The organism is Galbibacter sp. BG1, assembly GCF_013391805.1.
Lineage (GTDB): Bacteria > Bacteroidota > Bacteroidia > Flavobacteriales > Flavobacteriaceae > Galbibacter.
This window is the reverse complement of the sequence record NZ_CP058364.1, coordinates 1917110-1943246: the sequence shown is the minus strand read 5'-3', so window position 1 is coordinate 1943246 and position 26137 is coordinate 1917110. Positions and strand designations below refer to the sequence as shown.

23 protein-coding genes are annotated in these 26137 nt (G+C 37.2%); 11 read left to right on the top strand and 12 right to left on the bottom strand.

All coding sequences use genetic code 11. From position 1 onward, the window contains the following. Window positions 1–429 precede the first annotated feature (429 nt). Genes HX109_RS08605 through HX109_RS08590 form a run of 4 tightly spaced genes read right to left on the bottom strand, consistent with a single transcriptional unit; the run spans window position 430 to window position 6665 of the window. On the bottom strand, window positions 430–1539 hold the full coding sequence (locus tag HX109_RS08605) for a WD40 repeat domain-containing protein (protein WP_178951134.1): 1110 nt from the start codon (window positions 1537–1539) through the stop codon (window positions 430–432). A 19-nt stretch (window positions 1540–1558) separates the two neighbouring features. Further along, entirely contained in the window at window positions 1559–2821 is a 1263-nt protein-coding gene (locus HX109_RS08600; protein ID WP_178951132.1) for an FG-GAP repeat domain-containing protein, read from the bottom strand. 28 nt (window positions 2822–2849) lie between these two features. Then, a complete protein-coding gene (locus tag HX109_RS08595; RefSeq protein ID WP_178951131.1) occupies window positions 2850–6071 on the bottom strand; it encodes an FG-GAP repeat domain-containing protein in 3222 nt (1073 codons plus the stop codon). Continuing rightward, a complete protein-coding gene (locus HX109_RS08590; protein ID WP_220399454.1) occupies window positions 6072–6665 on the bottom strand; it encodes an SGNH/GDSL hydrolase family protein in 594 nt (197 codons plus the stop codon). It lies immediately after the preceding gene. A 238-nt stretch (window positions 6666–6903) separates the two neighbouring features. On the opposite strand from HX109_RS08590, the gene HX109_RS08585 reads away from it, so the two are divergent. The 4 genes from HX109_RS08585 to HX109_RS08570 are packed head-to-tail and all read left to right on the top strand — an operon-like array spanning window position 6904 to window position 10572. Then, window positions 6904–7296 carry a 2TM domain-containing protein gene (locus tag HX109_RS08585; RefSeq protein ID WP_178951127.1) on the top strand — a complete coding sequence of 131 codons (393 nt, stop codon included), beginning with the start codon at window positions 6904–6906 and terminating at the stop codon, window positions 7294–7296. A 3-nt stretch (window positions 7297–7299) separates the two neighbouring features. Further along, window positions 7300–7788: a dihydrofolate reductase gene (locus tag HX109_RS08580; protein WP_178951125.1), complete on the top strand. Its 489-nt coding sequence runs from the start codon at window positions 7300–7302 to the stop codon at window positions 7786–7788. A 6-nt stretch (window positions 7789–7794) separates the two neighbouring features. After that, window positions 7795–8646 carry a fructosamine kinase family protein gene (locus HX109_RS08575; RefSeq protein WP_178951123.1) on the top strand — a complete coding sequence of 284 codons (852 nt, stop codon included), beginning with the start codon at window positions 7795–7797 and terminating at the stop codon, window positions 8644–8646. A gap of 57 nt (window positions 8647–8703) precedes the next feature. Beyond that, window positions 8704–10572, top strand: a complete 1869-nt coding sequence (locus tag HX109_RS08570) for a DUF4139 domain-containing protein (protein WP_178951121.1) — start codon at window positions 8704–8706, stop codon at window positions 10570–10572. A 159-nt stretch (window positions 10573–10731) separates the two neighbouring features. On the opposite strand, the gene murI is transcribed toward HX109_RS08570, so the two are convergent. The 8 genes from murI to HX109_RS08530 all read right to left on the bottom strand — a co-directional run bounded on the left by murI (window position 10732) and on the right by HX109_RS08530 (window position 18757). Continuing rightward, on the bottom strand, window positions 10732–11520 hold the full coding sequence (gene murI, locus HX109_RS08565) for a glutamate racemase (RefSeq protein ID WP_178951119.1): 789 nt from the start codon (window positions 11518–11520) through the stop codon (window positions 10732–10734). Window positions 11521–11590: 70 nt separating this feature from the next. After that, window positions 11591–12100, bottom strand: coding sequence for an OmpH family outer membrane protein (locus tag HX109_RS08560; protein ID WP_178951117.1), 510 nt, complete (start codon window positions 12098–12100; stop codon window positions 11591–11593). 42 nt (window positions 12101–12142) lie between these two features. Beyond that, window positions 12143–12961 carry an OmpH family outer membrane protein gene (locus tag HX109_RS08555; RefSeq protein ID WP_178951115.1) on the bottom strand — a complete coding sequence of 273 codons (819 nt, stop codon included), beginning with the start codon at window positions 12959–12961 and terminating at the stop codon, window positions 12143–12145. Between the two features lie 117 nt (window positions 12962–13078). Then, entirely contained in the window at window positions 13079–15616 is a 2538-nt protein-coding gene (bamA, locus tag HX109_RS08550) for an outer membrane protein assembly factor BamA (protein ID WP_178951113.1), read from the bottom strand. 7 nt (window positions 15617–15623) lie between these two features. Continuing rightward, a complete protein-coding gene (locus HX109_RS08545; RefSeq protein WP_178951111.1) occupies window positions 15624–16361 on the bottom strand; it encodes an isoprenyl transferase in 738 nt (245 codons plus the stop codon). A 6-nt stretch (window positions 16362–16367) separates the two neighbouring features. Continuing rightward, window positions 16368–17060: a DUF6089 family protein gene (locus HX109_RS08540; protein ID WP_178951109.1), complete on the bottom strand. Its 693-nt coding sequence runs from the start codon at window positions 17058–17060 to the stop codon at window positions 16368–16370. A gap of 108 nt (window positions 17061–17168) precedes the next feature. Next, window positions 17169–18050 carry an NAD kinase gene (locus HX109_RS08535; RefSeq protein WP_178951107.1) on the bottom strand — a complete coding sequence of 294 codons (882 nt, stop codon included), beginning with the start codon at window positions 18048–18050 and terminating at the stop codon, window positions 17169–17171. Between the two features lie 50 nt (window positions 18051–18100). Then, window positions 18101–18757: a CBS domain-containing protein gene (locus tag HX109_RS08530; protein WP_178951105.1), complete on the bottom strand. Its 657-nt coding sequence runs from the start codon at window positions 18755–18757 to the stop codon at window positions 18101–18103. 189 nt (window positions 18758–18946) lie between these two features. Between HX109_RS08530 and HX109_RS08525 the strand changes: the two genes are divergently transcribed. From HX109_RS08525 to clpP, 7 genes are all read left to right on the top strand, one after another. After that, window positions 18947–19660, top strand: coding sequence for a pyridoxine 5'-phosphate synthase (locus HX109_RS08525; protein WP_178951103.1), 714 nt, complete (start codon window positions 18947–18949; stop codon window positions 19658–19660). 90 nt (window positions 19661–19750) lie between these two features. Next, window positions 19751–20521 carry an alpha/beta fold hydrolase gene (locus HX109_RS08520; protein ID WP_178951101.1) on the top strand — a complete coding sequence of 257 codons (771 nt, stop codon included), beginning with the start codon at window positions 19751–19753 and terminating at the stop codon, window positions 20519–20521. Between the two features lie 108 nt (window positions 20522–20629). Further along, window positions 20630–21874 carry an OmpP1/FadL family transporter gene (locus tag HX109_RS08515; RefSeq protein WP_178951099.1) on the top strand — a complete coding sequence of 415 codons (1245 nt, stop codon included), beginning with the start codon at window positions 20630–20632 and terminating at the stop codon, window positions 21872–21874. A gap of 23 nt (window positions 21875–21897) precedes the next feature. After that, window positions 21898–23418, top strand: coding sequence for an SGNH/GDSL hydrolase family protein (locus HX109_RS08510; RefSeq protein ID WP_178951097.1), 1521 nt, complete (start codon window positions 21898–21900; stop codon window positions 23416–23418). Between the two features lie 94 nt (window positions 23419–23512). Beyond that, on the top strand, window positions 23513–23854 hold the full coding sequence (locus HX109_RS08505; RefSeq protein ID WP_178951095.1) for a phage holin family protein: 342 nt from the start codon (window positions 23513–23515) through the stop codon (window positions 23852–23854). A 180-nt stretch (window positions 23855–24034) separates the two neighbouring features. Then, a complete protein-coding gene (gene tig, locus HX109_RS08500; RefSeq protein ID WP_178951093.1) occupies window positions 24035–25357 on the top strand; it encodes a trigger factor in 1323 nt (440 codons plus the stop codon). Window positions 25358–25444: 87 nt separating this feature from the next. Continuing rightward, window positions 25445–26119 carry an ATP-dependent Clp endopeptidase proteolytic subunit ClpP gene (gene clpP / locus HX109_RS08495; RefSeq protein WP_178951091.1) on the top strand — a complete coding sequence of 225 codons (675 nt, stop codon included), beginning with the start codon at window positions 25445–25447 and terminating at the stop codon, window positions 26117–26119. Window positions 26120–26137: the final 18 nt, after the last annotated feature.

Below are 26137 nucleotides of genomic sequence, written 5' to 3'. Positions count from 1 at the left end.
TTACTAATTCACAAAGCTCATAAAAGTAGGGTGGATTGATTAATTGCTACTGTTTAGCCAAGTTATTCCATCGTAGGTGTTAGAATATTTTGCTTCTTAAAAAATTCAGGGTTCGTATCAAACAAAACTTTGGCTTTTTCTGGGTCTTTAAAAATTCTCTGAAACATTTCCTTAGTTTTATCTGTATTTCCATTAAAATAATACTGGAACTCTGGCTCTGCTGCCGCCTGAAATCCAAGATTCGACGGTGTCAATCCTTGCCTTGATGATGCCTGAGTAATGATGAATTCAAGTATACAATACTTTACAACAGCGGTTATTCGCCTGCATAATCCGTTGCACCTCCGTATTTGCGATCTAATGCAGTCGGTATTGTGTTTAACTTATTTTTCGTATGGAGCAGACCTGTAAATTGCAGTAGATAAAAGACTACTCATTTTTATCCTTCTTCAAGTCTTTATTGTTGAGTTGCTCACTCGCTATTCTATGATAGAAACCATCTTTGTTTTGGGTATCAGACATAAACAAGTGCAGTTCCAGCAATCCACTATCTTCGTGAGCAGTCACCAACAAACGGCCATCTTGCGAAAAATGCAAATACTCGGTTCTTGGCGATGGATATGCAGTTGCTAGTTTATAATCTTCGGTACGGTAAAAATTAACGGTCATAGAATGTCCGCCAGTCACTAAAAACTGACTATCTCTTGTAAATTCTACTGCTTCAATTTTTTCTTCTTCCTGAAATTGATTCAATAGTTTTCCAGATTCGAAATCAAACATACGGGCACTTTTATCAAAAGAAGCAGTGGCCACCCATTTTCCGTTGTCTGAAATCCGAACCGATTTTACTGAAGCCTTATGGTCGCCATAATCCTTTATCACTTCCCCACTCGCTACATTTACAAGTTTTGCAAAACCAGTGTAAATAACTTTATTGCTGTTTTTTTCTTTGTTTTGGTAATTTCCACCGGCAATAAAGTGGGTGTCATCTTTTGTAAATTGAATCGAATTTACGGTAGAGCCTACTTTCACGCTCTTTATCAATTCAAAAGTATTGGCATCCCAAAGGTTTACCAATCCGCTTTCGGTACCAGCGGCAATTATGTTTCCATCATGCGACCATGTTATTCCGTCAAGTCCGCTTTTATTATCAATATCTTTAATCAATTCTCCGGTTTCAACATCCCAAATTTTCACAAGGTAATCTTCACCTCCCGTAGCAATTCTCTTATTATCGGGCGAAAAAGTAACGCATTCAACTTCCGATTCATGGTAGTTCTTCCAAAGCAAGGATCCGTCAAGAACATCCCAAAGCATAACGGCGTAGCCAAACTTCGATCCCGAAACAATATACATTCCGTTAGGGGATAATTCGGCAGCCTCAACAGCTCTTAATTTTGGGGAAACATCGGCAATACGCTTCCAGACGTTGGTAAGGGAAACACTTTCGCCGTTGTAAATAGATTCTTCCTGTGCGTTTGCCGCAAGGAAAGTTAAGCATAGTACAGTTACAAAGAAGTAACGTTTTTTTAGTGGCATTTTGTTGGTTTTTTAAGTATTATTTAATTTTATTTTCCTGTAAATATACTTCTTTTGCTTCATGATTTGGGTATCGGAAGAAATCCATATCGCCATCGCTGTCATAATCTATAGCCTGACCGTTGTATATACCATCTTTACCAATCTCCATGGGCTCCCAATTTTTATAATCGCCTTCATTTAAAAACAAAATAATCTCGAAATGATCAATATCTAAATTTACAGCCCTACCCTTGTTGATTCCCGTTAGCACATCGTAATCACCATCCAAGTCAAAATCAAAAACCTGTAAAGTATGGCAGGCAGGAATACTATCTGCAATAATGGTAGATTTCCAGTTCTCCCCATCCTTTTTATACATTACAACAGGATACCCTGCCCGTTCTGAATGGGAAATAAAAATTTCGTCCATTTTATCCCCGTCAACATCCCTTAGAAAAGCTTTTGTTCCATTTCTAGACCAATCACCTGTTTGATTGTTCCACTGTTCGTCTATGTTTTGTTGTTTCCACTCTTCTTTACTGTCTTTTCCAGGATTGTAAAAAACAAAGCCTGTAGCTACAATATCCACAAATCCATCTCCATTTACATCTCCTACATCCATCCCTTCGTGCAACGCTTCATCTTTAATATATTGTACCCGACTCCAATCGTCTGCACTATTTTGATGAAAAATACTTAGTGTATGCTCATCGAAAGTAAGTATGGCCAAGTCCATTTTTCCATCGTTATCAAAATCTGCAAAATTTACATCTTTAACTGCATCCGGAGCTTCACCAATGGTATGTACTTTCCAGTTTTGTCCTTTCCCATCGTTTTCGTACCAAAACAAATAAGCCGTTGCCGAGGCATCCGTCCATTCCCCAGGATGGTTAATCCCAATTACGTCCATATCGCCATCGCCATCAACGTCGTTGGCTTCCAAATCCCCTCCTGCAAAAAGACCTTCGCGTGGCGGTTTTTCAGCAATAATGTGCTTTTCCCATACTCCTTCTCCCTTTTTGCCTTTAGCGTACGCCAACTCTCCACCATTGGCGTTGTTATTTATAAATATTAAATCGGCAATACCATCCCCGGTAAGGTCTTTTGGGGTATGCGCCCAAAGATATTTTACACTATCTGCAATTTTTCGTTGTTCAAAAGAGAGCTCTTTTGGCTTCATTTCTTCGGTCGTCACTTCTTCGTTTTCCTTTTTCTCTTTCTTTTCTGCACACCCAACAAATGCCCCCATTGTAAATACCGTAGCGATGGTTGCTGTTTGAATTTTATTTAAATACCTCATTAATCTATTAATTTTATGGTTTGTTTATTTATTTTAATTCCTTAATTTTTTCATTGATTGCTTCGGAAGCTTTTAAATGTTCTTCTTTTTGCTGAACCGAAAAGGGCAATATTCCAATCATGAAAGTATTTTTGCCATTTAGCAGTGGGTCGGTATCCCTGCCTCTCCCAAAACCAAACACCGTCATTCCATCTTTACTTTCTACCCCATTTTCAGAATTTCCTAAATACCCCATCATATCCGTTTGTTTATCGTTATTCAGTTGCGCAATATAAAAGGTGTTCGATGCTTTTTTAGTGCTGAAATAAGCCCATTTGTAATTACCATAGGCTATCGATCCTTTATAGAAATCTGGAGTTTTTACGATGGGCCCTGCCTTATCGGTTCCATAAACCGAAGATTTCGGGTTGAATTTCCCGCCTGGAGTACCTTCATATAAAAACCAATAGGGAGTTCCATCTGTTTCTAAAACCTCTAGTTTGGCAGCAGCATCATAAATGGTCCATTCCCAGCTCCAGTTTCCACTTTTGGAGACTGTTTTAATTTTATTTGCCCCAATCATTTCCGAAGTACATTTGTCGTGTCCTGGATGGCCTGCCCCTCCATCGGTTTCCGATTTAAACACAAGATTTGGCAACCCGCGATAAGACGACGCTGCAGATGCTGGATATGTGTCCCAAGGCTCTTTTTTAAAACTCACCCAATCGTTCCCTTCTTTATCTATGATTCTTGAAAAACCGCCTCCAGCTTTATCGTAATAATAGGTAATCTTTGGGGTATGAATTACAAAGTGTTCTTTCCCTTGATACATTTGTTCGAATACGACATAATTATTTTTTTTAGATTCCTCGTTGGTCTTTAGTTTAACCATTATGCCGGGCCATTGAACATCCATGCCGTGTACCATTTGTCCATCGTGTAACGGCGTTTTTAAAGTGGAAATTTCGTTTTCACCTTTTCTAAGGGCTGCTGCTTCTTTTTTAGTTAAGGTAAGTGCGTGATCGTAGGTGTCGTAACAAGGTAGTTTTTCGGTGTCCAGTTTTATCACTTCCCCATTTATTGCCAAATCGTTGGCATAGCATGGGCTCCAGCTCCTCCAATAAAGTTTTGCCTCTTTGATTCCTTCAGAATTAAAAGGAAGGATTACTTTTTGTAAATGCTTTCCATTTCTGGTAGTCCAAAAAGGATCTTGCTCAAATGGTTTTAAAATGGTTGTATTAGTCTTTGAAATTTTTAAATCTATCGGTTTGGAAACATAGGTATAGCCATTAACATCGGTAACAAACGCCAATATCTTTACAGGCTGCGATTGTGAAGGCAACCATGAATAATCCCATGAAACAGAAAAAGGCGCTTTTGCTGAAGAACCTATTGAAGAAACGAGTTTAGACCGCTCATAATCGTATTGCCATTTTTTATAAACGCCATCCCCCCCATAATTTACATCTTCGTAAAAACCAGTATAGGTAACTTCCTTTATCTTATCGGCATCTGCACCTTCTATGTGTAGCTCAACACTACCATTAGCATTGGACTTTTTTTTTACTTCGGAAATGCTACTTTTAGAAACGGCTATGGATTTTTCATTTTTATAATATACCCTTACCACTATTCCGTACACTAAATTTTGAGGCCAATCCCAAGACTGATCTTTTCCAACGGTCAATTTAAAAGTATTCGAGTTTCCTTCCTTTAAATAAGAAAGTGGCACCGCAGCTCTTATATTGGTGTGAAACATATAATTGGTGGCTGGAAATGGCAATGCTTTGGGCTCTGGAATTACAATAGGCTTTTCATTATTAAACTGAATCTTAAAATCTTTGGTGTCTTCATGGGATTGAACCCGTTCTATAAAAACCTCGGCACTTTCTGCTTGAGTTAAATCGATAGCTCCTGGCAATGTTATAAATCCGTTTTTATGCAATTCCGCAGGAAAATGATCTTTATTTATAGCATAGTCCAACTTACCACCGACTCTTAAAAACTTACCATCATCACTCACATTTTCGGGTTTCCAGGGATAGTCTTTAAAAATCATCCCTGTTTTTAAAGATTTAATCTCATCGTTTCTCCATACGTGCATAAAGTTATGTTTGTCCCAACCGGCGCCAATAATATCTAAATCCCCATCACTGTCCAAATCTATAAATTTAGCTCCCAAATGGTTTTCTTTTCCGGTATCAAGTACCGTTTTCTTAAAATTACCTTTTCCATCATTAAGCCATAGCTGCAATGCTAAATCTTCTCCTTTATGCTCCGCCGTTAAGATATCGATATCCCCATCGTGGTCGTAATCGGTAATATCTAAATTATTCATCGAGAATTGCTCTACAACCTCATGTGCTTGCCAAGTTTTAGCATCTTCTTGCTCATACCACCATAAGTGGGCATCTGGCTCCAGACCAGGATATCTCTCTTCCGTAAAAATAACATCGGCCTTTCCATCTCCATTTATATCGGCTACCTCCACACGATCAATTGGATGGTTAACGTGGGCGATTTCTGTTGGCTTCCAAAGGTCTTTATTATTACCAGGGTTCTCAAACCAAACCAAAATCTTTGGTTCTTCTTCTCCATCCGGACGTCTTCCCGCCGCAATATCCATATCACCATCATTATCAATATCGCCAACACCAATACCTTCATCCGAGGTGTTTTTACATATAAGCCTCACCTTCCAGTCGTTATCTTCTGGCGAAACCTCTGGAATTTCCACCAAATAAATATCCCCGTTCCCAGCAATTAAAAATTCTGATTTGCCCCCAGGGATTATCTGGGCTTTTTTAAAACCTTGGCTATTTACATGGGAAGTAGCTGGAACTTCCCCTATTTTTCTTCGCTTATAAACCGTTCCTTTTTCATCTACCGCTTCATACCAATATAAGTTTGGCAACGCTTGTGCAATAATATCGGCATAAGGGTCTCCGTCCACATCCATAAAAAATATGGCATCTACATTATCGTCTAACACTTTTCTCTTCCAATCGCCTTCCATATTACCTCCCGGATTGTGATATACATATCTTCCCGAAACAATATCGAGATTGCCATCACGATCTACATCCCCGGCGTCCAGCCCAAAATACCTTAACCAATCGGGATCGTCCCAATCGCCCCACATTTGTTTATTATCATCAATTTGTATGTATTTATAGATGCTTTCACTGGGCTCTTGTGCGTATCCGGTAACTGATAAGAATACCATTCCGCATAAAATCCCTTTTAAAAAATTGACTGGCTTTCGTTTCATTTAATCTAATTTATATTTTTTAATTATTGGTTGCATTGCTTTTGCCCATTGTGGATAGGCTTTCGGGGTAAGATGAGTATTATCTCCCTGTACATATTGCGGTTGTATATCTCCATCTTCACATAAATAAGGACGTAAGTCCATAAAATCGTAGCCGCGTTCTTGGCAAAACTGTTCCATTCTGTGGTTTAAAGAATCTATTTTCAGATTCCTCTCTTTAGCTCCGCGTTGATAAAGCACGGTAGTAAAAACAGGGTGGGTTCCCACTTTTTTAATGGAATCCAAGACCATACAGGTGTTTTGATAAATTCTGTTTGTTGAAATACCCAAAGTATAATCGTTGATTCCTCCCTTAAAAAAGCAAACTTTCGGTTTATTCGGAATTATAAAATCTTTAATAACCCACGATAGCTGTTGTGTGGTCCAACCAGGTTTTCCTCCATTTAAAACATCATCACGATTTAAAACTTTTTCCCAATTTCCTTGATAGGTTATGGAATTTCCCAACATGACAATATCAATATTTTGTTTCTCCGTTTTATCTTGTTCAACAACAACAACTTCTGCATCTCCCTCATTATTGGATTTTGGCATTAAAACATATACAATTAATGCAATGTTTAACAAAATCGAAATTATAAGGGCTGTTTTTTTCAAATTATTTATCTTTTCGAATAACAATATACGAATTTAGCTAATAGTCATTTTTACTACTTATCATATTTTATCATTAACCAATATAAAAATATCGCTGCTGTATCGTACTTCTCATTTATAAAGTAATAGATGAAATATTACTGGCTTTTTGTAACTTTATATAAAATACAATACTATGTTTTCGAAAAACAAAAAAGAGGCTTTGCACGAAATAGATACCGATCAACACGAGCTAATTGAAAATGCACAGGCTAGAATACGACAGAAAAAGTGGTTGTATTATCATTTTATAATCTTTCTTTTGGGAAGTATTTTTATGATCGTCCTTAATAAAGTGTTAGAATATGGCGTGCAGTACAACTGGTTTATATGGGGGATTGCTGCTTGGGGATTTATCTTTTTAATACACTTTATAAATGTGTTTGTTACTCATAAATTTCTAGGGAAGGACTGGGAACGGGAACAACGGGAAAAATTGGTGGCTAAGCAAAAGGCTAAAATCGCTAAATTGCAACAAGAAGTAGAAACGGAATATCCCGCGGAAAACAATCCAAAAAACACCTTATAATTAATGGTAACAATGATTGCTGCTGCTGCAGAAAACAATGCGCTTGGAAAAGATAATGATCTCGTTTGGCATTTGCCCGATGATTTTAAAAGGTTTAAAAAATTAACAACCGGTCACCCGATAATAATGGGCAGAAAAACCTATGAGAGTTTTCCAAGTCCGCTTCCCAATAGAAAACACATTATAATCACAAGACAGAAAAATTACAAAGCATGTGAAAATTGTGTCGTAGTCCCATCTTTAAAAGAGGCACTGGCCATTGCTGAAGAAGACGAACAACCGTTTGTAATTGGTGGTGGGGAAATCTATAAACAAGCCCTTCCTTATTCTGATAAAATTGAATTAACCAGAGTGCATGGCAATTTTGAAGCGGATGCTTTCTTTCCTGAGATAGATCTTCATAACTGGGAACTCGTTGCGGAAGAATACCATTCTAAAGACGACAAACACAATTATGATTTTACCTACCTCACCTACATTCGAAAAAAATAAATTGATTTGGTAAACAGGAAACTGAAGACGTACTTAACCAATTATTTTAAAACTACCCATTTACAATTATCACCCTTATCTGGTGGAGACATAAATGAAGTGTATCGTATAGATACCAACACAGATTCTTTCGTGATAAAGGTAAACGATTCCCATAAGGGCCCGAGAATGTTTGCAGCTGAAGCCAATGGTTTAACCGCTTTAAAAAATGCCCAAGCTTTTAAGGTTCCAGAAGTAATTGAAATAGGAACCATAGGAAATCTCTCTTTTTTAATCCTACAATTTATTCCAAGCGGAAAAAAGAATACTTCATTCTGGAGCAAATTCGGGGAGCAATTGGCCATAATGCACCAAAACAGCAAACCTTATTATGGATTTGGGGAAGATAATTACATTGGCAGCCTTCCTCAATTTAACACCACCTGTAAATCCTCGTTCCACTTCTATCAATCCCAAAGGCTGGAGCCTCAATTACGTATGGCAAAAGACAACGGTTATTCCTTTAGTAACATCCAAAGTTTCTACAAAACTTTGGAAAATATAATTCCTGAAGAGCCTTCAGCCTTAATCCATGGTGACCTCTGGAGCGGCAATTTCATGGTGAACACTTCTGGAGACCCTTGTTTGATTGATCCAGCCATATCTTATGCCCCTCGGGAGATGGATATTAGCATGATGCATTTATTTGGTGGATTTCCATCTGAAGTTTTTCAGGTTTATAACGAACTGTTCCCTTTACAAGAAGGATGGAAAGAGCGAATTGAACTTTGGCAATTGTACTATTTACTTGTTCACTTAAATTTATTTGGAACCAGCTATTTAGGCAGTGTAAAAAGAATTTTGAATAAATATGCATAAATCTAAAATCTTGTTTACTTTTAGTAAATAAACTACACCTTAAATAAACAAGATATTATGACCAAGTATTTTCTTTACACATTTCTTTTCCTCTCTAGCTTATGTATATCCCAAACCCCTATCGATAAAGAAATTGCTACAGAGGTTAGTGCGGCTACTGTGTTCTTGGATGGAGCGCAAGTAAAAAGAGAAAAATCTGTTTATTTACCAAAAGGGACTTACCACTTAAAGTTTACTCATTTATCTCCGTACGTACAAGAAAAAAGCATCAATTTAGGAGCGGAGGGTGGAAATATTACTATTCTATCCATCAATCTTCAAACTAGTTTTGAGGACGATCACATATCTTCCGATTACAAAGAAATAGAATCAAAATTAAAAAAACTAGAAGAGCAAAAAACTTTAGAACAGACCCACATAGAAGTAATACAAGAAGAAATAGCATTTTTAAAAGACAATAGAAATCTAAATGGTAAGAATGAAGCCCTATCGGTTTCGAGCTTAAGAGAGGCCAGCAATTATTACAGCGATAAGTTAACGAGCTTAAAACTGAAAGAAATAGAGCGTTATAAAAATATTGCCAGCTTAAACGAAGAAATAACCAATTTGAGAAATCAACTAAATGAGTTCTCAAGGAAACACGATTATAATTTTTCGGAAATACTGGTTAAAATAGAAAATAAAGAGGCATCACAAATTCTTTTCAACCTAAGTTACCTTGTGAAAAACGCCAGTTGGTACCCAACATACGATTTAAAAGCAACAAGTTCTCAAAACCCCATTAATATCGTGTATAAAGCAAATGTTCGGCAAGACACCAAAATAGATTGGAATAACGTAGCCCTTACTTTCTCTTCTTCCAACCCAAACGTCTCTGGGACTCCACCAAGTTTAAAAACATATTATTTAGACTACAATTTACCACCTCCAAGTTACAGTGAAGTCAACGAAGTTTCCGGAGTAGTTTCGAATGAAAGCGGCGAACCACTGCCAGGCGTAAATATTATAGTCCAAAACACCACCATTGGAACAACTTCAGATTTTGATGGTAGATACTCATTATCTGTCCCTAAAAACGCCCAGAATCTAGTCTTCTCTTATGTTGGCTATCAAACTAAAGTGAAATTTATAAATAGTGAAACCATAAATGTTCAACTTGACCTCGATTACAATTCATTAGATGAAGTTGTGGTTACAGGTTATGGAACAAAGGGAAATCGATCTAAAGCTTCCAATACCCTTCAAGGTAGAGCAGCTGGAGTAGAAATAATTAATCAAGAATCACAAAAAACAACACCAGTTGTATTTACAAAAAGAAATACTTCTATCAATTTTAAAATAGAACAGCCTTATACTATTCTTTCCAATAATAAAAACAATGCTATTGAAATGAAGAATAATCAAATACCTGCTGAATTCAATTATTTTAGTATTCCTAAATTACAGGAGGATGTCTTTTTAATTGCTAAAATAACTGAATGGGATAAATATGACCTATTGGCAGGGGAAGCTAATATTTTTTATGAAAACACATTTGTGGGCAAAACTGTTTTAGAGCTCAATTCCCAAAACGATACCTTAAACATTTCCTTCGGAAAGGACCAAAACTTAACAATTAAAAGAGAGCGTAATAAAAGCTTCAAATCTAAAAAATTCTTAGGCAGCAATAAGGAGGAATTGGTAGGCTGGACAACTACCGTTAAAAATAACAAAAATGAATCTATTGATTTAAGAGTTTTCGACCAAGTTCCTGTAAGCAATAGAAAAGAAATTGAAGTTGAAATAGAAAAGCTTTCGAACGGAAATTTAAATAAACAGACGGGGGAGGTAATGTGGCAAATGAATTTAAGACCAGGTAAAACTGAAAAAGTCGATTTAAACTACACTATAAAATACCCTAAGGATTCCAATATTTACATTGAATAGCACAATCAGATTCAAACGAATAAGTAATTAAACGTATAAAGTGAATTTTATGTATTCAACCTAAAATTCAAGAGAAAAATAAACAAATTTCAATAGTAAAGCACAAGAATTGTTGGCGTTTTGTATTCCTTCAGTTGTTATACTAATTGCCTGAAAAGCTTAAAATTCCAAAAAGGAAAAATTGGCAATATCTTCATAATCTTTCATTAAAGATTTTAATAGCGTTACATCCTTATTGGTATAGAACAAATTTTTAGGCGGAGTATCATTAAGTTTTAGCAAATCCAGTTTTTCCAAAACAGCTTTCGTTTGTTTAGCCACCGCATATCCAGAGTCAATTATGGTAACACTTTCAGGTAGTATTTTCTTGAGTTGCGGTACCAAGTAAGGGTAATGAGTGCAACCTAAAACCAAATAATCAATATCGGCTTTTACCATGGGATCTACATATTTATGAAGTAGCTCTTTCATTTCAGCAGAATTAATCTTCCCATTTTCAATAAGGGGAACCAAGCCATCTCCAAACTGCTCCATTACCTTACGGTCTTTTGCATATAGCGCAGAGGTTTTTGTAAAAAGACTGCTTGTAAGCGTACCCCTTGTGGCCAAAACGCCAACCACGCCCGTTTTAGAATTTAAGGCCGCCGGTTTTATAGCCGGTTCGATACCGATAAAAGGATGGTCATAGTTTTCCCTTAAATAATCTATGGCGTTTGTAGTAGCCGTGTTGCAAGCTACCACTATAATTTTACAACCTCTTTGAATTAAATATTCAGTGTTTTTAATGCTTAGCTGAAGTATCTCTTCCTGTGTTCGTTCCCCATAGGGTGCATGCTTGCTGTCTGCTAAGTAAATAGTGGACTCCTTCGGAAGCAATGAATGGATCTCTTTCCAAATGGAAGTTCCTCCCAAACCCGAATCAAAAATACCTATAGGTTTTGTGCTCATCGTTCGTAAAAATAAAAAAACTGCCCGCAAAATTGCGGGCAGTTTTTAAAATAAATAAAATTATTATTTTTTAGAATCCTAATTCTTTCTTTACATCTGGCATTATGTCTGTACCATCAGCAAGAATAACTCCAGCTCCTGGTGATGTATCCAATACATACTGGAAACCTTTAGCCTTTCCAACTTTTTGAATAGCATCGTTTGCTTTTTGAAGGATTGGTTCTAACAATTCAAGCTCTTTCGCCTGTAACTCCTTTTGAGCTTGCTGCTGCGCCTGCATAATACTTTGTTGCATTCCATCTACCTCTTGAGCTCTTTTTTGATTCTCTTCTTGAGATTTTGTAGAAGACTCATTTTTATATAGCGTCATTTTATTTTGAAGCTCTTGGTAACTAGTTTTAATATCAGCTTGATAATTCTCGCCTAATTTCTTTAGCTCAGCTTGTGCAGCCTTCATTTCTGGCATATCAGTCATTAACTTCTGTACGTTAATGTGCGCAATTTTGCTTTGTGCACTCGCAAAACTGATTGAACCTACTGCTAATACAACTGCAATTACTAATGTTTTAAAGTGTTTCATGGTTTTTAAAAATTTCTAAAATGTTTACTTAATATTAAATTACTATTCTTCCTCTTCGTTTTCCGTCGTGTTAGAATTGTTATTTTCCTTTTTTAATTGTTCCCTTTCTTCTAATTTTTCTTGTCTACGAGCTTCCCGCTCTTCCAACATTTTCTTTCTTCGCTCTTCGTACGCCTTTTTACGCGCCTCTATCTCCTTAAGTTTCTCTTCCCTTCTTTGCTCTATTTCTTGTGCTCTATCTTCCTTTTTCTGATCGTAAGCTTCTTCGCGCGCTTCTTTTTCTGGATCTGGCTCTTCAAATTCATCTAAAGCACTGTTTTGCTCTTTTCTATCTACTTTTTTTCTGGTGACATTAATACTTCTTAGTACCTGATCGCTTATATCGTGACGCTTATCAGAATACAACATAACCACATCTGCAGATTTATCGAACACAAAATCATACTTTTTGTTGGCTGCAATCTCTTGGACGGCATTAAAAACTTGATCTTGAATAGGCTGCACCAGTTGGCTCCGTTGCCTTACCAAGTCTCCCTGCGGTCCAAAACGATCCTGTTGATAGTCCTTCATTTGACTTTCCAAAGCGTCTATCTCTTCCTCCCTTTCCTGCACCAACTCTTTAGTAAGCAAGATTTTCTCCGCATTAAGATCAGATCTCATTTTATCTATAGTGCTCTCTTGGTCTTCAACTTCAGCCTTCCATTTTTGTACTTTACTTGCCAACTGTTTGTTGGCCATTTGGTACTCATCTACATTCTGCAAGATGTATTCCATATCTACATAACCAATTCTAACACCTCTTTGTGCCTCTATAGAAAAAGCTGATAAAGCTAACAATAAAAAAAGAACATATGTTTTCATCTCTTAAAAGTTTTATTTTCCATCTACGAAGAAAACAAAATTTTCTTACTTAACAATCTTTCTTGGCAAATGTTACAGATAAAAACAAATTATGCATAGAAAATATCGTGCCAAAGATTAAAATTGTTGTCCAATAATAAAATGCGTCTGCCAACCGCTTGGTTCAATTCTCCCTGGGATAGGATCAAACCCATACCCGAAGTCTATCCCTAATAATCCAAAGGCTGGCATAAAAATACGAACCCCGGCACCGGCAGATCTTTTTAAGTTAAAAGGATTATAGGTTTGAAAATCTTCGTAAGCCGCACCCCCTTCAAGAAAACTCAAGGCATATATCGACGCTGTTGGCTTTAAAGTTATGGGGTAACGCAACTCCATGGAAAACTTATTATAAACAGTAGAACCATCTACACCAGAAAGCGATTGGTTTGGATACCCTCGCAAAGCAATATTCTCTCTACCATCAAGTGTAAAATTACCTAAACCATCTCCTCCTAAAAAGAATCGCTCGAAAGGAATTACCCCTCTATCGTCGTTGTAAGCCCCTAAGAAACCAAATTGCGCACTTGTTTTCAATACCAATTTTGCCACTAAGTTTGTGTACCAATCTCCACTGAATTCAACTTTATAAAATTCCAGCCATTTGTATTTTTCCTGATCGATTTTTGGTTGATCTGGCACAACTTCGTTCTGGGAATTTATCCTTTGGTATTCTGGATCGTCCCCTAAATTGGCATAGTCAATTCCGTTAAACAATGAATAAGGCGGACTCAATTTCAAGCTTATATTAAAGTTGGAACCTGCCATTGGGAATATCGGATTCACCGATGTATTATTTCTAGAAAGCGCAATGGTATACGCTAAGTTGTTTGAATATCCATCTCCAAACGTAAACAATGAAGTGTTATAGTTTTGAAGGTCGTAATGCTGAAAACTCAACGCATGCGATAGCTGAAAGTAGTTATCTGGCCATTGCAAACGTTTCGCCAAACCAACGGTGGCCCCTGTAATTACAAAACGCTGATCTTTATCGGCATCTCCAGTTCTAGGGTTGTACCTAAACTGAAGCGTTCTTGAAAGCGAGGTAGAGAACTGCACTGGCTTTTTACCTCCCATCCAAGGCTCTGTAAATGAAAAACTATAGGTTTGGAAAAATCTACTCGCCTGAAGACGTAAAGACAAACGTTGTCCGTCTCCCATAGGCACAGGTTTATATGCTTCCTTATTAAATATATTTCTTATGGAAAAGTTGTTAAAGGAAAGTCCCAACGTACCTATAAAACCTCCACCACCATAACCACCTTGTAGTTCAATCTGGCTGGATCCCTTTTCTTCAACCGCATAGTTGATACCTACGGTTCCCGCTTGTGGATTTGGATCTAAAATTTCTGGACTGATACTTTCTGGATCGAAATACCCCAATTGCCCTAATTCCCTAATGGTTCGCACCACATTGTCTTTAGAATATAATTCCCCGGGCTTTGTTCTAAGCTCTCGGTATATTACGTGGTCGTTGGTTTTATCGTTTCCAGAAACAGTCACGTTATTAAAGTAAGCCAATTTCCCTTCTACAATTCTAATCTCAAAATCAATCGTATCGTTTTTAGCAGAAACCTCAACCGGATTTATTTGTGAGAAAAGATATCCGTTATTTTGGTATAAATTGGTAATGGTTCTACCGTCTGGTTTGGTTTGGTCGTCGATACGTTTATCAAACAAAACCCCGTTATAGACATCCCCTTTGCTCAAGCCTAAATACCTGCTTAAGAACTCATCTGTATACGCTGCATTTCCAACAAAATCAATATTTCCAAAATAATAGCGATCTCCCTCTTGTAAATCAATTTGGATATCGATTGTGTTATCATCATTGTAAATAATGGAATCTTTGGTAATACGTGCGTCTCTATAACCTCGCTCTTTGTAAGCATCTACAATAGAAGTAAGATCGGTTTCAAAATCTTCTGGGATAAACTTAGATTTTTTCCAGAAACGCCCAAAGAATTTTTCTTTGGTGTTTTTCATGGCACCCTTAAGCTTTTTATCACTTAGCTGTTCGTTGCCATCAAAATTAATGTCTTTGATCTTTACCTTCTCCCCACGGTCGATCCCTACCACCATTTTAACGGCATTTGCTTCCGTAGTATCTGGAATGGTATTGATATTTACCTTTGTGTTTAGGTATCCTTCTTTTTTATACTTGTTCACCAAATAGTTTCTGGTGTCTGTTATAAAACTTTCGGTAACTTTTTTCCCTTTTTTAAGATCGGCGTCTTTTTCGATATCGTCGATTTTCTTTTTCTTGATACCGGTTATTTTAACATCGGAAAGCGTTGGTAGTTCTACCACATTCAATTCCAGGAAAATTTTGTCCCCTTCTACGCGCGTTTTGTAGATATTAATATCACTGAAGAGGTTTAAACTCCAAAGTTTATTAATAACATCACTAATTTCTTCTCCGGGAACTGTAATTTCTTGGCCTGTGCGCAGTCCTGTATATGTAATTACTGTTTGTTTATTAAAACTTTTTACCCCTGTAACCTCAATTCCACCGAGGATATACCTCTTTCCTTTATCAAAAGTAGTTTCTTGAGCGGCAGTGTAGTTTGTAAAAGTTAGTAGTAGTAAAAAAATACCTAAATATCGCTTCAACATGATATTTTTAGTTAAGTTGTTCGCTCGTCTTTCCAAATCTCCGTTCTCTATTTTGATAGTTTATTATTGCTTCCCATAAATGTTCTTTGGTAAAATCTGGCCACAGTGTTTCCGTGAAATACAACTCGGCGTAAGCAATTTGCCAAAGTAAGAAATTACTTATTCTATGCTCTCCGCTGGTTCTTATCAACAGGTCTACATCTGGCAAATCTTGCGTGTAAAGATGATTATTAATTATTGATTCGTCAATAGCATCAATAGAAATTATATTATTTTTAACTTTAGTACAGAGCTGTACCACAGCATTTTTCAACTCTTCACGGGCCCCATAACTCAATGCCAAAGTAAGGGTCATTCTTTTATTGTTTTTGGTTTTCTCGATAACCTCTAAAAGTTCTTTTTGGGCTTTTTTAGGCAACGTTTCGAGCATTCCAATGGCATGTAAACGTATGTCGTTTTCCAATAAAGTGTGAAGTTCTTTTTTAAGCGAAGACACGAGTAATTTCATTAAGGTTTCCACCTCCAATTTCGGACGGCTCCAATTTTCAGTAGAAAAGGCGTACAATGTTAAATTTTTTACACCTACTTTGGCACTACCTTCCACAACTTCTTTAACGGCTTTTGCACCATTCTCATGACCAAAAATCCTAAGTTTCCCTTGTTGTTTAGCCCATCTCCCATTACCATCCATGATAATGGCTATATGTTTCGGTAGATTTTCCTTATTAATTAACTCTTCATTCATTACTCATTAATCATAACAGCTGTAACATGGTCTTTTACCAAAGGTATACGTAAGCGTAAGCCCCGAGAAAACGTACCAGTCGTCGCTAAAGATATTTCCAAACTTCAAATCATCATTGTTAGGCAGAAGCGTGTTAGGATTGCTTCCGTCTAAATTGTCTGTAAAGGTATAGCGGGCACCAACTTCTGCTGCTAGAACAAAACGAGTGCCTATTTTACCCTTAACACCTATTGCCATAGGGATTGCAAATGTAGTTTTTTCTCCAGATACTTGAGCATTATTGGTAACATAATATAATTCATCATGTAAAATTACCGATGCCCCCCCATATAAATAGGGTGTAACAGACCTTGAAAAGTCACTTAGATCAAATTCAATAAAATTGAATTCCATCCCGATAGAACCTTCCAATACTCCATTGGAAAAACTATAATCGCGTTGTTGCCTGGCAGAATTATTAGAATCCCTATCGGCAGCATGAAGTGTGGAAAATGTAAAAGAAGCCCTGTACGCATAACGCTGACTCACATTCCATTTAAAAACTCCACCTGCGGCAAAACCGTTGGGGTTAATATACCTAGAAGACCCTACATCTCCTATATAATTACTTCCTCCCACAAACGCTCCTACCTCAAACATTTGAGCAGAAGACATTGTGGTAATTAACATAATCGCAACGGTTAAGATTCTAAAATTCATAGGTTTTAAAGTTTGCAAATATATACATTATGATATTTTATGGGTAATATCATTATAATGAATGTGCTACTTAAACAAAATTTGTGGGATTTTATTGTTTTCATAGGGTTAATTACGACGATCTTCACCCCATAATAGTTTATTGCGCAGTGTTTTTAAAAAACTTTCATCTTCCAGGTCAACTAACTTTATATTAAATGGGGCTCGTTCAATAAAAATATCTGTTTCGTTTTTTAAGGTGGCAATTCTAGAGTCTAAGGAAACCAAAAAGCTATCTTCCCTCCCGGAAACCTTTAGCTTTATTTTAGTTTTATCAGGAATTACCAAAGGTCGGGCGTTTAAATTGTGTGGTGCTATGGGTGTTAACACAAAAGCATCTGTGCTAGGGGCAATTACAGGGCCATTGCAACTTAAAGAATATCCTGTAGAACCTGTGGGTGTGGCCACAATAAGACCATCTGCCCAATAAGAAGTTAAATATTCCCCATCCAGCCAAGTTGCTATGGTAATCATCGAGGTGGTATTCTTTCTGCTTACTGCTATTTCATTTAAAGCAAAATTTACTTCGGTTTGGTTTTCTACCGTGGTATTGGTGATTTGCAGCAGAGCCCTTTCTTTCACTTTAAAGCCATTTACCAAAACTTCTTCGACCGATTTTTCTAAATTATCTTTTTGAACGGTCGCCAAGAAACCCAATCTCCCCACATTTATCCCGAGGATTGGAATGTCCAAATCCCTCACGAATAATACGGTGCGTAGCATGGTTCCATCGCCCCCAACGCTAAAAAAAATATCGAAGGAATTATCTAAATCTTCGAAAACGGCAAAGGTTTCGTATTCCTCTTTAACTTCTAATGGTTCCCTTATTTGGTCGAGATACCCTGCTTCGATATGCACTTCTGCATCATTTCGCTTTAAAACTTCAAGCAGTTTGAGAATGTACTCTTCTGAATCTTCTTTATAATACTGACCGTAAACACCAACTTTCATTCGCTATTATTTAATGCTGAAATTAAGATATTAATTGAAAGGATTGAGTTCTATATTTTCAAGAACCTATCTAGGTAATCCGACCGTTTTTTTAAGCCTTCCAAATAAGAATCCTCTTCATTTCCGGCCACTATATTATAACTATAGCGTCTAAACGTCTGTATAATTTTATTAAGGCCAATACCTCCAATCTTCATGGTTATTTCTACCACATCATCTTGACTTTCAGAAATAAAAGCACCCAATAATTTACCGTCGTTACTTTCTACAATTTGAGAGATTTCGCTAAAGGAATAGTCCGAACTTCCCCTTTCCACAATTAAAATACCGCCGGGCTCATTTAAAAAAGGCGTTTCCTTGAACAAACTCATAATATCGATCAAATCGTAATACCCCACATATATTTTATTTTCATCCAATATAGGCAGTACATTCGCATTGTATTTTGCAAAAGCCTCCAAAACATCCAGCCAGTTTGTGTTTTTATAAACAAAAAAGAGATCTAGCGCATACAGGTAATCACTTACTTTCTTATCGGGATCGAACCCTTGCACGTCATCTTCAGAAATATTGCCCAAAAGATGATTGTCTTCCACTACTGGAATATGCGTGTTAGTACAGTCGGAAAACATCCCTCGCACCATTTTTACCGGGTAATTTGGCAATAATGGAAGGATATCGTTATTTATGTAAGAATGTATATTCATAATTAACTTATTTCTTTGGCAAATTAATCAATTTATAGCACATTTAAGCAGGGTTGTGCTACGAAGTAAGAATTTATTACTTCAATGCTTTAGACGAACAATTTATTGTTTTTGCCTTTATATGGCTCAATAACTTGTTGTACTATGGTTCACTTCGTATTTTTGTACTATCATTATAATAAAATTTTTATGACGAAGCTAAGCGTTAACATCAATAAAATTGCCACCCTTAGAAACTCTAGAGGCGGTAATGTGCCCAATCTCCTTAAAACTGCTAAAGACATACAAGAATTTGGTGCTGAAGGCATCACTATTCACCCACGCCCCGATGAACGGCATATTCGCTACCAAGATGCTAGGGAGTTGCCAGAAGTTGTTTACACAGAATACAATATTGAAGGCAATCCTATAAAAAGCTTTATGGATCTTGTTCTGGAAGTAAAGCCTACGCAGGTAACATTGGTTCCAGACGCTGTAGATGCCATTACGTCTAATGCCGGCTGGGATACCCTAAAACACAAAGATTTCTTGGTAGATGTTATTGCTGAATTCAAAGCGAACAAAATTCGAACCTCCATATTTGTTGATCCGGTAGCTAAAATGGTGGAAGGAGCTGCCAAAACAGGTACAGACCGAATTGAATTGTACACGGAGGCTTATGCCAGTGAATTTGAAAAAGGAAACAAAGACGGAATTAAACCTTACACAGAAGCTGCCTTGGTAGCCAATGAAGTGGGACTGGGGATTAACGCGGGGCATGATCTTAATTTAGAAAACACTGCTTATTTTAAACAAAACATCCCTAACCTACTGGAAGTTTCCATAGGCCATGCGCTTATTGCCGAATCTCTTTATTTAGGCTTGGAGAACGTAGTGCAGATGTACCTTCAAAAATTAAAGTAATGCTTTTCGCGCCCAAAAGGGTTGAGTGCTAAATGCAATACATGAAAACAAAAAAGGCTAACCCCTAATTTTAAATTTTTAGATCAGAATATGCAATTACTAAAATCAAAAATACTCGGCAGTGGAGAACCTTTACTTATTTTACATGGTTTTTTAGGGATGTCAGACAATTGGAAAACCCTTGGCAACAAATATGCAGATGAAGGTTTTGAAGTTCACTTGCTCGACCTACGAAATCACGGTAAAAGTTTTCATTCCAATGAGTTTTCCTACGAATTGATGGTAGAAGACGTGCTTACATACATTTCAGAAAAAAAACTAGGCAAAGCAAACCTAATCGGGCATTCCATGGGCGGAAAAGTGGCGATGCTTTTAGCTGTTACCAATCCTTCATCCGTTGAAAGATTATTAATTGCCGATATTGCACCCAAATATTACCCTCCACATCACCAAACCATCATTAACGGTCTGCAGGCCTTGGATTTTAGTAGCATTTCATCCCGCAGCGATGCCGACGAAGAATTATCCAAATATATCTCCGACTGGGGGACACGGCAGTTTTTACTTAAAAACCTTTATTGGAAAGATAAGGAAACCCTCGCTTTTAGATTTAACCTTCCGGTATTGAGCGAAGCCCAAGACGAGATTGGCGAAGCTCTTCCATCTCAAAAAACGTTCCCCGGAAAAACACTTTTTCTAAGAGGCTCAAAATCAGAATACATCTCGCCAAACGACACTGAAATTATAAAAACACATTTTCCACAGGCCACCGTAGAAACCATTGATAACGCAGGCCACTGGCTTCATGCTGAAAATCCCGAGCAATTTTTTGAGAAATCAAGTAGCTTCCTAAAGCAATAAATGTTAATTTTTTATTGAATTTAAAATATCAATACCCTCAAAATTGCATATGAATAATATTGTTTTAAATTTGAGGTGCTAATATTCACAATTCAAAACATTAAATAAATGAAAAAAATTACGCTTTTGGCGATGGTTTTGCTTACTAGTGCCCTTACTTATGCTGGAGGTTACCGCATTGCCCTGCAAGGACAAAAACAACTTGCCATGGGACATACCGGTGTTGCCGTTATCAATTCTTCTGAATTGGTTTTCTTTAACCCTGCGGGTTTAACTTTTTTAAATGAAAAATTCACGGTAAGTGCGGGAGTAAATACCGTTTTTGCCAACATTAGTTTTCAAAACGCGCAATATGGATGGTACACAGAAGACAACAACTCTGTATCTACTCCATTTAATGTATATGCTTCTTATAAAATAAACGACCGTTTTAGTGTAGGTCTTGGTGTTTACACTCCTTATGGAAGTGGAGTTACCTATCCAACCGACTGGGAAGGGTCTCACTTAATTAACGATATTAGTTTATCGGCTATTTATTTTCAACCCACCCTTTCTGTTCGTGTAAACGACAAATTAAGCTTTGGTGGAGGTCCAATTTTAGCTGTTGGAGCAGTAAATTTCAATAGAAATTTAGACAGGACTACTACCAATGTAGAGGGCGAAAGAGCCAATGTTACCATAGACGATAGCGGCATTACCGCTTGGGGTTATACTTTGGGGATGATGTTAAGACCTTCTGAAAAACTTACGATTGGGGTAAATTACCGTTCGGAAATTGATATGAACGCCGAGGATGGGGAAGCCGATTTTCAAAATTTACCTACTGGGGTAGCGCCTTTATTTCAAAACGTAACTTTTGATGCTGAATTGCCACTTCCTGCAGAACTTACTGTTGGAGCTTCCTATGCCATCAACGACAAGTGGTTGGTTGCTTTTGATTACAACAGAGCTTATTGGAACTCTTATGAAGCATTAGACGTTATCTTCAGCAATGGTAATGAATCTTTAAATCCGCGTAACTACAAAAATGCGTCTACGTATCGTTTCGGACTTCAATACAAAGCTACGCAACGATTTACGTTAAGAGGTGGTTATTATTTTGATGAATCTCCAGTACAATCTGGATATTTTGCACCTGAAACCCCAAGAAATGATTCTGATAACTTTACGGGAGGATTCACTTTTAATATTAGTGATCGCTTTGCATTGGATGCATCTTTCCTTTATGTTCACTTCGATGAAGTAGACGAATCTTACAATTATTACCAAGAAAACGGACAGAACGTACCGTTCTCTGGAACGTACAAAAACAACGCTTTTGTACCAGGTTTAGGAATCACTTACGGATTTTAATCACTACTAACTACTTAAGAAAAATGAAAAATATACTTTATTTATCATTATCACTGGCAACGATAGCTTTTACAAGTTGCCAGCCAGAATTTGACAATCCTGTAGACGATCCAGGATTTTATGACAGCGGAGAAGCCGATTTCTCTAACTTTGTTGCTGTAGGTAACTCCCTTACCGCAGGGTATGCAGATGGAGCCCTTTATTTAGACGGACAACAAAACTCGTTCCCTAGCATCTTGGCAACACAATTTTTGCATGCTGGAGGAGGAGAATTTACCCAGCCTTTGGTTAACGACAACCTAGGTGGCTTACTAGCCAATGGTCAACAAATTACAGACAACAGAAGAGTCATTAAAATTTCTGCGGACGGAAGCAGAAACCCAGTAGTTTTAGAAGGCACTCCAACTACAGACATTACAAATGTTCTTGACGGACCTTTTAACAATATGGGAGTTCCAGGAGCAAAAAGCTACCATTTGGGAGCTGCCGGATACGGAAATATCGCAAATTTCCCAGCGGCCGCAAATCCATACTTTATTAGAATGGCTTCTGCACCAGACGCTACAGTTATTGGCGATGCAGTAGCACAAAACCCAACGTTTTTCTCACTATGGATTGGTAACAACGATATTTTAAGCTACGCCACTTCTGGTGGTGTTGGGGTTAACCAAACTGGAAACCTAGATCCAACAACCTACGGTTCCAACGATATTACAGATCCAAATGTTTTCGCTAAAGTTTATAGCGACCTTCTAGGGGCGTTAACAGCAAACGATGCTAAAGGAGTGGTTTGTAACATTCCGAATGTAACAACCATCCCTTATTTCACAACTGTTCCTTACAATCCAGTACCTTTGGATCAAGCAACTGTAAACCAATTAAATCAAGAATTAATAGGTCCACTTAAGCAAATCCTTACTGCATTTGGAGCTGGTGATCGGGTTGTTTTGCTTAGTGCAACCCAACCAAACCCAGTAATGATTACGGACGAAAGCCTAACAAATCTTGAAGCACAATTAAACGCAGCTCTAGTTGCCAGCGGTATTCCGCCGCAACAAGCAGCATTAATGGCAAATTTATACGGACAAGCGAGACATGCAACTCCTGAAGATTTGGTAACATTGCCTACATCTTCGCTTATTGGTACCACACAAGAAGGTATTCCAGCTCCATTTAATACCGTAGGAGTTACTTACCCACTTCAAGATGCCAACATATTAACGCCTGCCGAACAAACAGAAGTACTAACTGCACAAACTGCTTACAACACGACTATTAAGGCGTTGGCAGACCAAAATGGTTTGGCTTTTGTAGATGTAGAAGCACTTATGAACCAATTGGCAGAGGGAGGTATCTCTTTTGATGGTGGCACCATTACCAATGTGTATGCTACAGGAGGCGCGTTCTCTTTAGACGGGGTACACCCATCGCAAAGAGGATATGCAGTTATTGCCAATGCCATTATTGAAAGTATAAACACCACATACAGCTCTAACGTACCAGAGGTAAATCCTGGGGCGTTCCCAACGATTTTTGTGGAATAAGAACTAAATACCCGAATATTATTTTTAAAAGCGTCTGTAAACACAGGCGCTTTTTTTATATCTTTAAAATAATAATTGCACTAAAACCAATATTATGAAATTTATTATCAGAATACTTTTAACGGCTATTTCCGTGGTCATCCTAGCTAAAATTTTACCTGGGGTGGGTGTAGAAAGCTATGGCACCGCTATTATTGTAGCCATCGTACTGGCCTTGCTCAATTTCATTGTTAAGCCCATTCTAGTTATTTTAACACTACCGGTCACCATTATAACCCTTGGCCTGTTTTTACTTATTATAAACGCCATTATTATATTACTGGCCGATTATTTTGTGAGCGGTTTTGCCGTTACCAATATTTGGTGGGCTTTATTGTTTAGTTTATTACTCTCCATTCTTCAGTCTATTTTCGAGTCGCTCGTAGGAGCAGATTAATATTTTTCAGAAAAAAGTAGTCTTATTCACTCTAAAAAATAGCACTTTATACATCTAAAATAAGAAGGCTGTTAAATAAAAATTAATATTTTGTTTATCAGCCTTTTAAAAACTTGGTTAGCTTTTGAAAAAGTTTTACTTTTGCATGCCCATTTACGGGCTATTAAATATTTTTTGATAATGGATATTACAAGAGAGCAAATCGACGATTTAAATGCAATAGTAAAAGTTGCTATTACAAAGGAAGATTACAGTGACAAAGTAGATAAAATTTTAACCGATTACCGCAGAACTGCAAACATCCCAGGATTTAGAAAAGGACATGTACCTATGGGATTGGTTAAAAAGCAATACGGAAAAGCTGTTTTGGTAGATGAAGTAAACAAGCTTTTACAAGATTCTTTAAACAAATACCTCACCGAAGAAAAATTAGATGTTCTTGGGAATCCACTTCCTAAAGCACAAGATAATTTAGATTGGGATGCAGATGATTTTTCTTTTGAATTTGAATTGGGTCTTGCTCCAGAATTCAATGTAGATTTAAATACAAAAAAGCCAATTGCTCATTACAAAATCGTTGCAGACGATAAAATGATTGATGAGCAAGTGGATAGAATTGCCAAACAATACGGGAAATTAATCGCTCAAGACGAGGTTACTGAAGAAAGTGAAGTTACAGGAGTTTTCAAAAATGAAGAAAAAGAGATTGAAAACCGTGTTACACTTACTTTAGATAAAATAAAAGGAAAAAGAAACCTTAATAAATTTGTTGGTGCTAAAGTAGGAGATACGCTGGAGCTTAAAACAAAAAGCTTGTTTGAAGACGATCACGACCTCATCAACTTCCTAAAGGTAGAGCACGACGAAGCACACGATCTTGATATCGACGTTACTTTCACTATTGACGAGATCAATAAAAGAGAGGCAGCAGAGCTTAACCAAGAATTATTCGACAAACTTTTTGGTAAAGATGTAGTTTCTTCAGAAGAAGAAATGAGAGCCAAGATCAAAGAAGATGCAGAAAAGCAATTTACGCAACAAGCAGACCAAAAACTACTGAATGACATTACTGAATATTTGGTAGACAATACTAAATTCGATCTTCCTGCTGAATTCCTTAAAAAGTGGATCCAGACAACTGGAGAGAAAGAACTTTCGGATGACGAAGCGAGCGAAGAATACGAAAAGTCTGAAAAAGGATTGAGATACCAACTTATTGAAGGTAAGATCATGAAAGATAACGATCTTCAAGTAAGTTATGATGAATTGAAGGAATTTGCCAAGAACTACGTTCGTATGCAAATGGCTCAATTCGGGCAAACAGATCCAGAAGAAGAAGTTTTAGAAAATATTTCAAGCCGTGTCCTTTCCAACCAAGAAGAAGCGAAGCGATTATCAGAACAGATCATGAGCGAAAAATTGGTTAATCTTTACAAGGAAAAGGCTAATTTAAAGACAAAAGAGGTTACTTACGAAAACTTTGTTAAAGAGGTTTATGGGTAAATCCTTATAAAATAAATTAAGTATCTTTAAGGCGTTAAACTGTAAGTTCAACGCCTTTTTACGTACTAAATAACAGGAATAAATTTTATGAACATAGAAAAAGAATTTAAGGCATTTGCTACTAAAGATAGAGGCATTAACAGTATGTACTACGATAAACTGGTAAGTGCTGTTACCCCAGTGGGATTAACCCCTAATATTATCGAAGAACGCCAACTAAATGCAGTGGCGATGGACGTTTTCTCCAGATTGATGATGGATAGAATTATCTTTATGGGAACAGGGATTAACGACCAAGTAGCTAATATTATTCAAGCGCAATTATTGTTTTTAGAAAGTGCAGATGCTTCTAAAGATATTCAAATATACATTAACTCCCCTGGCGGAAGCGTATATGCAGGGTTGGGTATTTACGATACCATGCAATACATTAAGCCAGATGTAGCAACCATTTGTACTGGGATGGCGGCTTCTATGGGTGCTGTTCTTTTATGTGCAGGTGAAAAGGGAAAACGTTCTGCATTGCCTCATAGCCGTGTAATGATCCACCAACCTTTGGGCGGTGCCCAGGGACAGGCTAGCGATATAGAAATTACCGCTCGTGAGATTTTAAAACTCAAAGAAGAATTGTACGAGATTATAGCCAAGCATTCTGGGCAGACTATGGAAAAAGTTACCGAGGATAGCGATCGTGACTATTGGATGAAAGCCCAAGAAGCAAAAAGCTATGGGATGATCGACGAAGTATTGGTTAGGGAATAAAGAAAAGATGTAAAGCAT

What these genes read in the sequence shown, in the direction of transcription:
- HX109_RS08605 (WP_178951134.1), bottom strand. Translation starts at nt 1,539, where the DNA reads ATGCCACTAAAAAAACGTTACTTCTTTGTAACTGTACTATGCTTAACT.
- HX109_RS08600 (WP_178951132.1), bottom strand. Translation starts at nt 2,821, where the DNA reads ATGAGGTATTTAAATAAAATTCAAACAGCAACCATCGCTACGGTATTT.
- HX109_RS08595 (WP_178951131.1), bottom strand. Translation starts at nt 6,071, where the DNA reads ATGAAACGAAAGCCAGTCAATTTTTTAAAAGGGATTTTATGCGGAATG.
- HX109_RS08590 (WP_220399454.1), bottom strand. Translation starts at nt 6,665, where the DNA reads ATGCCAAAATCCAATAATGAGGGAGATGCAGAAGTTGTTGTTGTTGAA.
- HX109_RS08585 (WP_178951127.1), top strand. Translation starts at nt 6,904, where the DNA reads ATGTTTTCGAAAAACAAAAAAGAGGCTTTGCACGAAATAGATACCGAT.
- HX109_RS08580 (WP_178951125.1), top strand. Translation starts at nt 7,300, where the DNA reads ATGGTAACAATGATTGCTGCTGCTGCAGAAAACAATGCGCTTGGAAAA.
- HX109_RS08570 (WP_178951121.1), top strand. Translation starts at nt 8,704, where the DNA reads ATGACCAAGTATTTTCTTTACACATTTCTTTTCCTCTCTAGCTTATGT.
- murI (WP_178951119.1), bottom strand. Translation starts at nt 11,520, where the DNA reads ATGAGCACAAAACCTATAGGTATTTTTGATTCGGGTTTGGGAGGAACT.
- HX109_RS08560 (WP_178951117.1), bottom strand. Translation starts at nt 12,100, where the DNA reads ATGAAACACTTTAAAACATTAGTAATTGCAGTTGTATTAGCAGTAGGT.
- HX109_RS08555 (WP_178951115.1), bottom strand. Translation starts at nt 12,961, where the DNA reads ATGAAAACATATGTTCTTTTTTTATTGTTAGCTTTATCAGCTTTTTCT.
- bamA (WP_178951113.1), bottom strand. Translation starts at nt 15,616, where the DNA reads ATGTTGAAGCGATATTTAGGTATTTTTTTACTACTACTAACTTTTACA.
- HX109_RS08545 (WP_178951111.1), bottom strand. Translation starts at nt 16,361, where the DNA reads ATGAATGAAGAGTTAATTAATAAGGAAAATCTACCGAAACATATAGCC.
- HX109_RS08540 (WP_178951109.1), bottom strand. Translation starts at nt 17,060, where the DNA reads ATGAATTTTAGAATCTTAACCGTTGCGATTATGTTAATTACCACAATG.
- HX109_RS08535 (WP_178951107.1), bottom strand. Translation starts at nt 18,050, where the DNA reads ATGAAAGTTGGTGTTTACGGTCAGTATTATAAAGAAGATTCAGAAGAG.
- HX109_RS08530 (WP_178951105.1), bottom strand. Translation starts at nt 18,757, where the DNA reads ATGAATATACATTCTTACATAAATAACGATATCCTTCCATTATTGCCA.
- HX109_RS08525 (WP_178951103.1), top strand. Translation starts at nt 18,947, where the DNA reads ATGACGAAGCTAAGCGTTAACATCAATAAAATTGCCACCCTTAGAAAC.
- HX109_RS08520 (WP_178951101.1), top strand. Translation starts at nt 19,751, where the DNA reads ATGCAATTACTAAAATCAAAAATACTCGGCAGTGGAGAACCTTTACTT.
- HX109_RS08515 (WP_178951099.1), top strand. Translation starts at nt 20,630, where the DNA reads ATGAAAAAAATTACGCTTTTGGCGATGGTTTTGCTTACTAGTGCCCTT.
- HX109_RS08510 (WP_178951097.1), top strand. Translation starts at nt 21,898, where the DNA reads ATGAAAAATATACTTTATTTATCATTATCACTGGCAACGATAGCTTTT.
- HX109_RS08505 (WP_178951095.1), top strand. Translation starts at nt 23,513, where the DNA reads ATGAAATTTATTATCAGAATACTTTTAACGGCTATTTCCGTGGTCATC.
- tig (WP_178951093.1), top strand. Translation starts at nt 24,035, where the DNA reads ATGGATATTACAAGAGAGCAAATCGACGATTTAAATGCAATAGTAAAA.
- clpP (WP_178951091.1), top strand. Translation starts at nt 25,445, where the DNA reads ATGAACATAGAAAAAGAATTTAAGGCATTTGCTACTAAAGATAGAGGC.